This window comes from Owenweeksia hongkongensis DSM 17368, assembly GCF_000236705.1.
GTDB lineage: Bacteria > Bacteroidota > Bacteroidia > Flavobacteriales > Schleiferiaceae > Owenweeksia > Owenweeksia hongkongensis.
The window spans coordinates 3,658,762-3,671,693 of the sequence record NC_016599.1; the positions used below are offsets into that span (position 1 = coordinate 3,658,762).

Consider the following 12,932-nt stretch of genomic DNA (forward strand, 5'->3'; position numbering starts at 1 on the left):
CTTCAACTAGTGAATTGAGTTTTCCTTTTTACTTCAAGCCCACTTTTGCACTAATGTCGGTTTGAAGCTTTTTGAGGTCAACTTTGGTATTTACCTTATCACGCCACTTATATACCCATGATTTTTCCGAATAGGCTCGGTGCTTATTTTTGAGGTATGCCCTGTAGTTGTGAATATCCGTTTTTTGCAGGGCACTTAGTGTGTTTTCTGAAGGGTGTATTTCTTCAAGATTTAATGTGTCTACCTGACTTATAGAATCGACAAATGCAATGGTTGGGCTTATTACATATTTGATTGATTCAGAATTGAATTTTGCCGTGTCCGAGCCTAAGATGATGAGGTTTCGTTTTTCAAGAAACTGGAGCATCACATTATAATCTTCGGTAAACTGATAAGGGTTTACTATTTCTGATTTGTTTACAAACCAATGCTTTACCGTATCAAAAGCAGGAGGGGCAAAAGTGGAATCACTTACGGCCCAGCGAGCTTCGGAGGTGACCTTTGAATAGTTTTTCTCACTAATTACACTATCCCTTATAATTGGGAAAAGCTGATATGTGAAGTAGTTGAACGGAACTTCGGTGGAGTCTTTCATTCTGATATTTAGCTGGCACAGCTTGAAGAGTAAATCCTGAAACTGGATTTCGTAGGCACTTTTTAAAATTTCCCTCTTTGTGGTGTCTATCTTATGGCGGTACTCTTTTTCTATCACATTAATAAAAGTCATTTCTGCATAATCGATGATGCCGTCACTGGCTATTTGGTCATAATATTCTTTCTCCAAATCATCATGAAACCGAACCTCCATTACCTCACGATCGAGGATTAGAGAAAAGAAACTTTTCATCACTTCCTCGCCATATCGCTGTGCTTCTTCGAGTATTCCAGCTTCCAGAGCCGAAGCTTTCAATTTATCACGGCAGTATGATTTTACTTTTACAGCATCCAAAAAATTAGCTTTTCGCCCGGATTGCACGATGTCAAAACCAGGTACAGCTTGCTGCGGGATAAACCAAGGGTTGATATCGTAATTTAAAATTGTGGGCGTGACACCAAAAATGTGAAGTATGTTCTTGCTTTCATCAAAGCGAAAGTTCCTCTCGGTAAGTGTGCTAAAATTAAATCCGGCTTTAACCGATCCACGCCCAATCATAGCCAACTGCTCGCGGTTTTTTATTTCTTCTTCGGTTATATTGTAGTAGAAGCTGGAGAAATTAGACCTATCGCTAAACCCTTGATTTCGGTATATTCTGAATTCACTAGTGTCTAAAGTGGCATGTTTTAGCACAATCTCATCGTAAAGGTTTTCCAGCCGCTTGGTGCGAAATTTTTCTCTCTTCTTCTCCTTTTTGAATTGATTTAAGTTTTCGGATACTGGTTCACTAATCTCTCTTTCAACGGCAAAAAGGAGAATTATATCAAGGGTGTCGTTGAGAAATGTTTCAAACTTACTGCCGCTATATTCCCGGCCATATTCCTCCTCAATTTTTTTGAGTGCATCCCTTCGCCCTTGTCTTTCGGCCTGTTTTCGCTTCCTGTTGTTTTTGGCTTTGCTTACAGGAATCAGGACAAACTCTTCATAAGATTGGAAAATATCTTCTTTTAACTTTTGGTAGTACAAGTCTCCTTTATCAGCAAGGTCATCTTCTTTCAATAAGTTTAAACGCGCCTCACCAAGAGAAGCTACCACCTCTCCATAGTATTGAGCAGTTACCAATTCACCGATTTTCTTTACCTCCATCACCATGTTGGTGGTGGGTTTAAATTCTATTCCCTTCCCAAACACATTGAACGGATTCCAAATAAAAACTAAAACGATTAGGGCAACAATGAGTATCGCATCCAGAATGACTTTCCAATATTTAGATATCAGCGTAATCATAAGGTGGTTTCAAGGTTTACTTCATCCACGATAAGGCTGTCATTCTTAAAGTTGATGTGAATTTCGTTATAGCCCAACGAGGACAAAAGCCGCGTTAAGAGGATGCGGGTATTTTTTTGTGTAGTTTCTACAATGCCAATGTATTTCAGATTATTTCTGATGTCTAGCTCGGCTTCCCTAAAAAAGTGCTCCTGTTCTTCAATGGAAATTTTATTCAAAAATTGATTGGGGTCTGATATCAAAGAGTCCAGATAAAAGCTTTCGGGAGGGTAGGAAAAGTTGACGACTTTAACGGGAGGAAGCATAATACTGATAATGTCGCCATCAATCTCAATATCCTCTTTTCTCAGTCGGCCGAGCTCAATGCCTGTCTTTATTTTGGCTTGTGAATAAGCTAAAAACCGCGCTTCATTTAGTTTAAAAACCCAGGCTATTTTTTTTGTTTTCGTACCATGTACAAGCTTGTTTACGGTAAATTCGGTAGTGGCTAATTCCGATGCTTTTTGAATTTTGCCCACCACCAAGCCTCGCTTATCTTCTTTACAGGAAATGAAAAGCAGTGAAGAAATTAATATAATCAGATATGGCTTAAGAAAAGCGCTCATAAGCCCGTTTTAGCTTGGTGTCGTAGTTATTCTCTTTGTAGCCTTTTCCATTATAGCCGTAGGCAAATTTGTCCCAGTCAAGCTGTGATGGGTCATTGCCACTCAGGTAATTGACCAGAGGCATAGCCATTCCGTCTTCGTTTTTCACCGTTTTGGTGGTGATTAAAGCGATGAAGTCCAGCAAATGATAATACTCTGAATTGTCCTGTTTATCATAAAAATCATCCACATCCTTGTAATACAAGTCGGGTGCTTTTTGATGAAGTTCATTGTTGGGGTCGAATAGGCGCGACTTAATGTAGTGCTCGAGGTTTTCACCAAGAATTTGAAACTTGCCCCAGGAAGCGCTGTATATCGCAGCTTTCTTATCAATATTCATTGCTTTCTGTAATCGGTCATATTCGCCTTTCCCGCCTTTGTAGTGGGCACGGGTCCACTTTTCGTAAAGTATGTCTTCGTTTCCTTTTACGAGGTCAGCAGGGTTTTTTCCTGCCTGCTTTAGCCAATGCCAAAACTTATGTCCTTCAAAAAGGATCTTGGCGCGGCCATCATCCAGCAGTCCTGAGCCGCTGGATTCAACTTCTACTACAGCGCGTATCACAGCTTCCTGCACAATGTAGCCTTGCTCTAGCAGAGTGTCCACAGCTTTTGCAAAATCCTTTTCCGTTAGGGTTTTGCTCATTTCATTATCCATTATCTGTGGATAGTCAGCTTTGAGGGATTCCGCCTGTTTTACTTCAATTTCCTTTGCTTCAAAGGGATTTGCATTTTGAAGCATACTCTTAAGGGCACTTGGAGCTTCAAAAGATAAATTACCGCTTTGTGGTTCGGCTGGTGCTCCCGATACTGCGGCAGAGGGCTGCTCATGCATCTCAAAATCCATGTCATCCATTTCTATCTCATCAGGCACGCTGGAAGCTGGTTTTGTGCCACCTCTATTTTGCTGAAAACCTTCTTCACGGCTGGAGTTCCAGCGCTTGGATAAATAGCGCATACTGCTGTCGCCAAAGTAAAAGGCAATCATCATCAAGAAAGCCGTTTTGAAAAATTCGTAGTGGTCCCAAAAGAAACTATCAGGATTGATTTCAGCATTTAGGCCCATTCCGGTAACGGTAAGAGCAATGGCACCAAACAAAAGTGTAAAAGCTATCATCCCACGAACAGTGCCCGGAGGTAAGCCAAAAGTTTGGCTGCGGTATGGGTTGTTCTTTGGCCCTTGGTCGGAGCCTTCAATAATAGGGATACCTAAAGATTTGTCTTGTCTTGCCTTAAAAATACGCCCCCAGTCTTTGTCGGTAAGGCCATAATTAATGTTGTAGAAATAGAGAGCCCACACAAAGTATCGCAGAAAAATAACGGACCAAATAATCATAATCATAAGGGCCGTGGCTTTGTGAAGGGAGCCATCATCACCCTCAATTACCATTAGGGTAGCTCCGGCAAAACCTACTACTAGAAGTATAACTCCCATCAGGTTTATGCCAACAAAGAAAACTTTACGATAAGGATTTTGACCATTATTAAGGTCTGCATCAGGACTATATTTAAATCGGTCATACCAGAGCATGATAGCTTTGTAGCAAACCCATGAGAGTACAACAAGTGATACAATTGAAGAGGAAAACTCTAAGAAGTCAAACTTCCATATTAGCCCTGAGGCAATGATGACGATAAGTAAAATGGCAGTTCCTATCATCCATAGCTTGAGGCGGGATTTAAGCCAGATTACATCTGCTTCTTTTAGTTTATCAATATTAGTTGTGCTATTTTTTTGGTCATTGGTCATGGCTAGTCTATTATAAGTGCTTCACTATGTTTTGTGATGGAGGCAATCCAGGTCTCATCTTTTATACATATTCGTACTTGCTCTTCGCGGTCAAGTACTTTTTTTATCTGTAAATAAAATCGCTTGTAGGCTTGCTGCGAGTGCGTTACCATTAGCTGGCTATCTTTTGCTCCAATGCCATCGGCCAGCAGTATGCAGCCATCGGTATCTTTATGGTAGTTGCCTACATGTATGTAAATGCCTTCATAATCAGGCACGTTTTTTAGATGCAAATGGTATTCAAACCAAGGATATTTATCGCGGTACTTTTGGGTGAGTCCAGTGAGTGATTTGTTGAACCCTAGTTTGTAAGTACCTTTTGGAATGCGTGTTTGGCCGGCTATCTTCGTTTCGCGAAAGGTATCTTCTAAAGTATAGCAGTAGAATTTACCATTATAAAAAAGCAAACCTAAGGTGGTGTCACCATCATCTACATAGCGTAAAAGCGTGATGGTGGTTCCTTCAAAATCATCAGGTACCTCTTGGGGTGATAATAACTTGCTTTCCAGCTCCGAAATGCGAGCCGTTAGTTTAGATTTTTCACTTTGCCAGCTTTTTTTTAGGACTGCAAGTTGTTGTGTGTATTCCTTATTGTCCTCTGTTTTTGAATCTTTCTGCTCATCAGGCTTATTGAAAAGTCCCTTTGCCCAATCGATACCCTTTTTGATAAGCGTTACTATTACACCGGCTAATCCTATTAGCCATAGCCATACTTTTTCAATAACTTCAGGGTTGAAAATAAATAACAAAACACCTAGTGTTACGAGCGCAACAAGGAGAAGAAATAGGATTCTCTTCATGGTGTTTGGTTTTAGGTGGTATGGTTAGGTTATTAGTAGTTAATCTTCTGGTTGAGATAAACTTAACTACAATTCTAATATCGTTAATTTTTTTTAGACAATGGTTTGTGAAAAGTAAAAGCCGTAAAAGGTTAATATTCCTGTTTTTACAGAATTTTTCTAAGGTGCCTACCCTAGATGATTTTGTATGCGTGCCTAGTAATAATAAGGGTTTCAGGCTTGTTGTGAGTCTTGAATTTTACTAACCTTGTAGTATAACTAACTCTTAATACGAATTATGAAAAGAAAATTACTAACACTATTATGCCTCGCAGGCTTGCACTTATCGGCACAGAATGCTCTGAATTTTGACGGAGTAGACGATTATATTTCGAGCAGTTTTTCAGGTATTTCAGGAACTTCAGCCCGAACTGTGGAAGCCTGGGTAAGAACCACCGCGAATACGGTTCCTGCGAATGGTGGTAAACAAAAAGTGATACTTGATTGGGGTGCGGCTTCGCCACTTGGTTCCAGATTTACATTTAATGTATTGTTTAACGGTGCCATTAGGGTAGAAGTTGGAGGGAATGGATTGAGTGGAAACATTGATGTTACCGATGGGCAATGGCATCATGTTGCTGCTGTCTACGATCCATCTTCCACCAACCCCCTTAAACTTTACGTAGATGGAGTATTGGATGTTTCGGGAAATTTCACAGGAGTAACGATGAATACTCTTTCTGGGAATTTTGCCATAGGGAGACGTGTAGATGGAGTAAATACTTTTGAAGGAGATATTGACGAGGTAAAAGTTTGGAATGTAGCTCGAAGTCTATCCAATATCGTGGCTGATACTGCTGCCGAATACTGTACACTTCCAACTGACTTGGTGGCTTATTATAGATTTAATGAAGGCACAGCTGGTGGAGCAAACAGTGGGAAAACCAGTGCTTATGAAGATGTGGCCATGGCTAACGGTGTGTTGCATAATTTTTCACTTAGTGGAAGTTCTTCTAACTGGGTGAATGGTGCAAACATTACTGCTCAGGGAGCCAGTTTTGTATCCGTTACTGCCAGTGCTTGCAATCAGTATATCAGCCCAACAGGTATGACGTATGACTCGTCAGGTGTATATTTAGATACCTTGCAAAATGTTTATTCTTGTGATTCGGTAATCGAAACTACACTTACCGTAAAGTATGTGGATGTGAGTGTAACTGCTACTGGTACCGATTTAACAGCCAATCGAACCAATGCTACCTACAGGTGGATGGATTGTAATGATAATTACAAGTTGGTACCTGGTGGAACTCGTCAAACCTTGACACCTCCAGACCCCAATGGAAGTTATGCAGTATCTGTGGACTATGGTGGCTGCAAAGACACCTCTGCATGTTATAGTTTAGATGGTGTCGGGCTTTTCGAAAATGAGGTTTCTACTCTAAAATTGTTTCCAAATCCAACTAAGGGAATTGTGAAAGTTTCGCACCAATCTATTGGAACCGGTAAGCTGGCGGTGTTTAGCGTAACAGGTCAGATGATTTTAACCTTCGAGGATTTAGGTAATGGAGAAACAGAAATTGACCTTTCTTCTCAATCTAAAGGAATTTACTTCATAAAGCTTGAAGCCGAAGGGGAGACTTTCGTGGAGAGATTGATTTTGGATTAAACCAAAGCATATTTTAATAATAAAGGGCTGCCTCAATTAGAAGCAGCCCTTTCTATTTTTGGATAAAATTCACTTCTCAATAGCTACATGTGAAGATGAAGCCAACTGAAAAGTTTCTGGCTTTGAAGCGTCCATTTCCAACCCCCATCTTTTTAGCATTGGAGCTTCCAATTCCTTCTGGCGATAATCATCAGGCGTCATTATTGGAATACTATAAATAATAGGGTAATAGCGCTTGCAATCCGGACAAGTCATCATTCCCTCTAGCACTTCACCAGTTTCATCTTCCTTGTAAATCTCAATGTGCAGCTCGCTTTTGTCCATCGGGCAGCACAGTTTGTTTAACATTAATTTTTGCATAATTCTATTTCTTTATTTCCGCCAAAGCGGTTTTATATTCTTTTACTTTTTTCGCGGGATTATCGGCACTCATTATTCCTGAGATGATAGCCACCCCCTGAAAGTCTAAAAGTCCCAAGCTTTGTAAATTTTCGGGATTTATACCTCCTGATAAAAACAGGGGAAGTGTAGTGATTTGTCGAGCCAGCAACACCGTGCTTGGTTTTACTATTTCGCAGCTTATCGCTGAAGAAGAAGGAAACATGGCACAAAATGATAGATAGTCGATTTCATTTTCGTTAGCCCATCGTATTCGTTCTAGATCGTTGCCTGCCGTAAAACCTATTATTTTTTCTTTGGGAATAGTATTTCTTACTTCAGTCCAGTTTTCAGGAATTATATCAAAATGAACTCCATCAAGATTAGTTTCTTTCAGTAATTGCCATTCCTCATTTATAAGAACGGGAACATTTTTAGCGGCAGCTGTTGCTGTAATTTTATCAATCAAATACAGCTTGTCTTCATGCTTAGCTTCCTTCGCCCAATGATTCCATATTTGTAAAATATCAATCCCTCCGTCAATTGCGCTTTCTAGCTTGTGCAAAAGTTTACCTTCTTCCATCGAAGGATCTATTACCAGATATATTCCTTCAAGCTTTCTCATTTCCAACCTGCATTAAAGGCTTTGAAAAATGCTTCCCAATAAGGGTCCGTTCCATTAAAGGAAAATGTTTTTTCCTCTCCGTTTTCTATCAGCTGTTGGCCTTTATCCCTTTCGGTAAAATGTCCCACCACAGTAGCTTCAATGTTTTCAGCTTTCAGGGTAGAAATCAAACGTTCTTCATTTCCTGGTTTTACCGACATAATCATAGATCCTGCTCCAATAGAAAACCTTGGATCAATTTCAAAAAGGTCTGCCACTTCCTGCACTTCTTGATGAATAGGAAGAGAATCGTTATTTACACTAAAACCACAATCTGAAGCTTGAGCCATTTCGCTAATGGCGCCCAACACACCGCCTTCGGTTACATCATGCATAGCATGTATTTCCTTATTGGGGATTAGGGTTTTGGCAGCAATCATGGCTTCTTTTAGCACCGAAATACTCCAAAAGTTATTTGCTGCCTTTTGCTGAATTTCTGCCCCTAACTTTTCCTTCACCGTTTCAGGGAAGGCCATGGCCAAAATAGCCGTGGACGAAAGTGCGGCACTCTTGCTTACTATAATCGCATCACCCGATTGAGCATTATTGCTGCTTAGCAAGCTTTCTTTTGGAGCAGTTAAAAACATAGTTCCACCACCCGAAATCGTAGAATTTTGACCTTCTACTTGGCCGGTGTGCCCGCCAGTGATGGCTATGCCCAATTGCTCACATTGCTGGTGAATGTGCTGCCAATATTCCGCGAAGTCTTTCCGTGAAAGAGAAGTAGGTAGATTGAGTACAACCTGAGCATACTTTGGTGCATAGCCCGTGGTAGCCATATCATTTGCCGGAAGGTGAACCGAAAGCCAGGCCGAAGCCTTCATTCCCAAAGAAGGAATGAGCGACAAAGGATCGCTGCACACGGCCATCGCCAATCCGTTTTTTAAATCAATGATAGAAGTATCCACCCCAAACTTTGGCCCACACAAAACTTCTTTGCGCAGCGCACCCGAAAAGGGGAGAAGCTCTTCTTTGAAAACGGCTGAATTTACCTTTCCGCTATTGTTTTCAAAGGCGCTCATTCTACATCATTTAGCTGTACATGAAAACCAAAAAAGTCGCCATAGGGCTGATGCCATTGCTGCACAGGAAACCATTTGGGCAAACCGGTAGCATTCCAGGTGATGGTATAATCACGGTCAGGAAGCGCCTCGGCAATTAGTGCTTTTAGAGTTTTTGGGGTGTAAAAGTTTGCGGTAACGTAGTAATTATTTCTACCCACCGATTGCTGTACGCGCCTGCGAATAAGCTTTGGCGTATTGCGATTCATCATGCCAAAAATGATCCCGTATTTCCCTACTCGTACCGCTTCACGTATTACTTTCACAGGATCTTTGTAGTACTCAAAAGTGGTGACGAAAGCCAGTGCATCAAAGCTATGATCTTTGAAAGGCATGTGATGGGAATCGGCCAGCACAAGATCGCCATCAAAAAGATGAACGCCCTGGCCAAGCATAAATGGTGAGATATCTCCACCGGTGGCATTAATACCTATTTCGTGCCACCAGCGGGTAAAGCGCGTGGTGCCGCATCCAAATTCCAAAAGGTTTTTTACGCGAGTATCTTTCTTTATAAGACCTTCAAGGGTTTTCTTTTGCCAAATTTCTTGGCGCTTGTATGGCCCTTCATAATACATTTCATAGTGGTCGGTATCATCACGATTGAAGAACCATTCCTTACGGCCCTGCCAGTTGCGAAGCTCTCCGGTGGCGAGGTCAAACTTTTGCTTTTTTTCAATATTGCTCATCTATCAACTTTGTATGTTGACCTGATGAATGCCCAAATCATGGAAGGAAAAATTGGATACAAAAAGCCAGAAAGCCTTTTGCTACAATCCCTACGCTGGCATTATCCAGATCAGGTTGCGGGTATTTTCTCAGTCTTCGCTCCTTGTAATAATAAGGATAGACACCCCGTTGTAAAATATTAATGCGGCAAAGGTAGGGGAATGGCAGTGAATTAGGTACTTAAAACTAATTTCTACTTATTTGGTTAGTTAAAGTGTTGTAAAATAAGTCTTACGGTGTACTTTTGCACACCTTTTTAAAAATATGATAGCAGAGCTTGTACATACTTTTCTTCTTAGCATATCCCCTTTTGGTGAGGCCAGGGTAGGGATACCTTATGGAATTGTAAGTGGGCTCAACCCTTTTTTAGTATTTGTGGTAGGGCTTGGAGCCAACCTATTGGTGTATCCTATTTTTAAGTTTTTGCTAGATAATTTTGACGTAAAACTTTGGAAGTACCGCCCTTATAAAAAGCAAAGTGTGCGGATGGCTCGTAGAGCAAAATCTGGTGTTGGGAAGAGTATTAAGAAATATGGTTTTTGGGGACTAATGGTTTTTGTGATGATCCCTTTACCCATTACCGGAGCTTACATGGGCACCATAGCTTCTCACATTTTTAAGATCAAAAGGAGAAAAGCATTTTTGGCTATCAGCCTTGGTGTTACTATTTCTTGCACATTGATGGCAGCTGGTACCTACCTTAGTAAAATGGGCATTGAGCTCATTTGATTTACTTTTGCTGAATGCCTCAAAAACAGCATCCTCTTTACTTTATCGCCATTATTCCTACTTCTTCCGTCAGGGAGGAATTACAAGGTTTGAAGGAACTTTTTAGAGACAAATACTCGAGTAAAGCTTCGCTCAATTCCCCACCGCACATTACACTTCATATGCCTTTCAAATTTTCTGATAAGAAGAAGGAAAGGATGTTAAAAAGTCTGACCAATGTGGCTGCTCATCAAGAGCGATTTGAAGTGGAGTTGAAAAACTTTTCGGCATTTACTCCTCGGGTGATTTATGCCGATATAGTGGAGAATGAAGCATTAAAAGAATTGCAACGTTCAATTGTAGAGATGTGTCGTGTAGATTTAAAACTATTGAATGCCAATTATAAAAATCAGGCTTATCACCCGCATATTACCTTGGCCTTTCGAGATTTGAAGAAACCTGCTTTTGCAGAAGCCTGGAAAGAGTTCGAAAATAAGAAATATAATGCTCGATTTTTGGTGAATAGCTTTTCCTTATTAAAGCATGACGGCTCAAAATGGTCAGTAGATACTGAGTTTTCTATAGCTTAAAATTTTATTTTTCCTGTGTTAGGTGTGCCAACTTTAGGCATACATTCACCTGATATTTAAACCCTTTTTTGAGAAAATCACCCTACCAAAAGGCAAAAGCTGTGGAGAAACTTTTTAGCCATCTTGATGCTGACATTCAGAAATTTTATAGTAAATCGTCAATGCGCTGTCTTGCAGGCTGTGGAAAGTGTTGCACAAAACCCAATATTGATGCAACCGTATTAGAATTTTTGCCCTTGGCCATGCATTATTACATGACGGGCCAGGCGGAGCAAAAGCTTGAAGATTTACAAGTGAAAAATTCCCTGTGTCATAATTTTAGTCTCACTTCCGAAGAGGTGGGAAGCGGTTTTTGCCAAAACTACAATTATCGAGGTTTGATATGCAGGCTATTTGGTGCTTCTGCTGCAGAAGCAAAAGGGAATAAACTGAAAATCTATACTTGTAATATCATAAAGGAATCACAGCCTGAAGCTTTTCAAAAGACAACCGCAGAAATTAATGAGGAAAACTTTGCTCCAGTTGTTTCTCATTATTATCGTCAGCTGGCCAATATTGACCCAGACTTAGCACGAAATTATTACCCTATTAATGAGGCCACAAAAAAAGCTCTAGAATTTATTTTGCACTACTATGCCTATCGCAAGCCGCCAAAAGGATTTAAGAAAGCTGCTTGATTTTAACCTTTATTGAGGGTCACTGAAAATGTAGATCCTTCATTTTCGATACTCTCAAAGTTGATAGAGCCGTCCATAGCGCTTACAAACTCTTTGCAAAGCACTAAGCCAAGTCCAATACCGGATTCGTGAGCAGTACCTTTTGTTGATTTGGCCTGAGAAGTAAAAATATCAGGCTGTCTATTTTTAGGAATTCCGGTGCCATTATCCTGTATAAACATAGTTACTGATTTGCCGTTGGCTTCACACCAAAGATTTACTTTTCCTTTCTCTGGGGTGAATTTTACTGCATTACTAAGGATATTTCGTATTACTAATTGAATCATATCCCGTTCTGCCTTTACTACCAACTCCTCCTTAGGTACAGCACAGCTTATTTCAACACTTTTTTTGTAAGCCTGCGGTTGAATAAGATCAACAACTTCCATGGTGGCCTCCTTTAAATCTAGTGAGTCAAGTTTGAGTTTATCACCCGTTTTGGAAGACCAAAGTAAGAGGTTATTTAAAAGATGAGAGGTATTGGTAGTAAGGTCATAGAGCTGATGTTGAATTTCATTTCTATCTTCAACTGAGAGATCTGTAGCATTTAATATTTCCAAGTACCCTTGAATAGAATTAAGCGGGCTGCGAAGGTCATGACCAATAATTGAAAACAAACGATCCTTTTCCTTATTGGTAAACTCCAATTCTTGCTTTTGCTGATTGATCGCTGTTAGGCGTTCGTCTGCTAATTTTTTCTCGGAATTGTAGCTTTTTCTTAGAAAAATACCTGCGATATACATGAATAGCAAAACGGGAACATAAGTTAAAATATGATCAGCCATTTGAGCATAGGTATCATTGTACTGATATGTAATTACACTGGGGTTGGAAGCTTCAAATATGTATAAACCTAATACGGAAATTACATGTAGTGAAAACCAAAGAATATGGGTTTTGGGAGGGGTGATTAAAATGATTATCAGAAAGGTAAGTAGAAAACCATAAACCGTTGGTCCATTGATACCTGAATTTAACAGATAGTTGCCCATCATCATAACATAGCTAAGAGAGGCAAACAAGAAACTGGCTAGTGCAAATCGATCTGCAAAACGAGCAAGATAGTAGACAAAGGCTAGCAAGGGTACCATTAAGAGCGTCCAGTTACCAACTTTGGGTAATCCAAGAGCATAATTTGCTAGTCCAATTATGATTAGAGTAAAAAAACAAATGAGGCTTACCACATTAAACATGCGATGCTCCATTTGAGAATGCTGCTCAAATCCGGAAAGATAAATCCACCACTTTTTGAAAGATGTAATCATTTAATTGATTAGTCTTGAGGTTAAGTTCAAATCACTTTACTTCCAAAGTGATATCCAGTAAAAT

13 protein-coding genes and 1 riboswitch are annotated in these 12,932 nt (G+C 40.1%); of the genes, 4 read left to right on the top strand and 9 right to left on the bottom strand.

Features of this window, described 5'->3' with window-relative positions; all coding sequences use genetic code 11:
* Window positions 1-28: 28 nt before the first annotated feature.
* From OWEHO_RS16170 to OWEHO_RS18095, 4 genes are read right to left on the bottom strand one after another with little or no spacing between them, the layout of a single operon-like run.
* Window positions 29-1,882, bottom strand: a complete 1,854-nt coding sequence (locus OWEHO_RS16170) for a DUF4230 domain-containing protein (RefSeq protein ID WP_014203574.1) — start codon at window positions 1,880-1,882, stop codon at window positions 29-31.
* Complete coding sequence (locus OWEHO_RS16175) at window positions 1,879-2,487, bottom strand: DUF4230 domain-containing protein (protein WP_014203575.1); 609 nt, start codon at window positions 2,485-2,487, stop codon at window positions 1,879-1,881. The genes OWEHO_RS16170 and OWEHO_RS16175 overlap by 4 nt, the downstream gene beginning before the upstream one ends.
* A complete protein-coding gene (locus OWEHO_RS16180) occupies window positions 2,471-4,273 on the bottom strand; it encodes an N-acetylmuramidase family protein (protein ID WP_014203576.1) in 1,803 nt (600 codons plus the stop codon). Before OWEHO_RS16180 ends, OWEHO_RS16175 begins: the two co-directional genes overlap by 17 nt.
* A gap of 2 nt (window positions 4,274-4,275) precedes the next feature.
* On the bottom strand, window positions 4,276-5,112 hold the full coding sequence (locus OWEHO_RS18095; protein WP_014203577.1) for a DUF5675 family protein: 837 nt from the start codon (window positions 5,110-5,112) through the stop codon (window positions 4,276-4,278).
* Window positions 5,113-5,389: 277 nt separating this feature from the next.
* On the opposite strand from OWEHO_RS18095, the gene OWEHO_RS16190 reads away from it, so the two are divergent.
* On the top strand, window positions 5,390-6,760 hold the full coding sequence (locus OWEHO_RS16190; protein ID WP_014203578.1) for a LamG-like jellyroll fold domain-containing protein: 1,371 nt from the start codon (window positions 5,390-5,392) through the stop codon (window positions 6,758-6,760).
* 69 nt (window positions 6,761-6,829) lie between these two features.
* Here the strand turns inward: OWEHO_RS16190 and OWEHO_RS16195 are convergent, their stop codons facing one another.
* From OWEHO_RS16195 to OWEHO_RS16210, 4 genes are read right to left on the bottom strand one after another with little or no spacing between them, the layout of a single operon-like run.
* A complete protein-coding gene (locus OWEHO_RS16195; RefSeq protein WP_014203579.1) occupies window positions 6,830-7,120 on the bottom strand; it encodes a Trm112 family protein in 291 nt (96 codons plus the stop codon).
* Window positions 7,121-7,124: 4 nt separating this feature from the next.
* Entirely contained in the window at window positions 7,125-7,763 is a 639-nt protein-coding gene (locus OWEHO_RS16200; RefSeq protein WP_014203580.1) for a thiamine phosphate synthase, read from the bottom strand.
* The gene (locus tag OWEHO_RS16205; protein ID WP_014203581.1) at window positions 7,760-8,824 is read right to left on the bottom strand and encodes an AIR synthase family protein; all 1,065 of its coding nucleotides are present in this window, start codon (window positions 8,822-8,824) and stop codon (window positions 7,760-7,762) included. Before OWEHO_RS16205 ends, OWEHO_RS16200 begins: the two co-directional genes overlap by 4 nt.
* Window positions 8,821-9,549 (bottom strand): class I SAM-dependent methyltransferase, encoded by a 729-nt coding sequence (locus tag OWEHO_RS16210; RefSeq protein ID WP_014203582.1) that lies wholly within the window; start codon window positions 9,547-9,549, stop codon window positions 8,821-8,823. Before OWEHO_RS16210 ends, OWEHO_RS16205 begins: the two co-directional genes overlap by 4 nt.
* Before the next feature lie 70 nt (window positions 9,550-9,619).
* A riboswitch (TPP riboswitch) is annotated at window positions 9,620-9,728 on the bottom strand.
* A 125-nt stretch (window positions 9,729-9,853) separates the two neighbouring features.
* Here OWEHO_RS16210 and OWEHO_RS16215 point away from each other — a divergent pair.
* From OWEHO_RS16215 to OWEHO_RS16225, 3 genes are all read left to right on the top strand, one after another.
* Window positions 9,854-10,318, top strand: coding sequence for a COG2426 family protein (locus OWEHO_RS16215; protein ID WP_014203583.1), 465 nt, complete (start codon window positions 9,854-9,856; stop codon window positions 10,316-10,318).
* Window positions 10,319-10,332: 14 nt separating this feature from the next.
* Window positions 10,333-10,887: a 2'-5' RNA ligase family protein gene (locus OWEHO_RS16220; protein ID WP_014203584.1), complete on the top strand. Its 555-nt coding sequence runs from the start codon at window positions 10,333-10,335 to the stop codon at window positions 10,885-10,887.
* 68 nt (window positions 10,888-10,955) lie between these two features.
* Window positions 10,956-11,564, top strand: a complete 609-nt coding sequence (locus tag OWEHO_RS16225; RefSeq protein ID WP_014203585.1) for a YkgJ family cysteine cluster protein — start codon at window positions 10,956-10,958, stop codon at window positions 11,562-11,564.
* Window positions 11,565-11,566: 2 nt separating this feature from the next.
* On the opposite strand, the gene OWEHO_RS16230 is transcribed toward OWEHO_RS16225, so the two are convergent.
* The gene (locus tag OWEHO_RS16230) at window positions 11,567-12,868 is read right to left on the bottom strand and encodes a sensor histidine kinase (protein ID WP_014203586.1); all 1,302 of its coding nucleotides are present in this window, start codon (window positions 12,866-12,868) and stop codon (window positions 11,567-11,569) included.
* Between the last annotated feature and the right edge of the window lie 64 nt (window positions 12,869-12,932).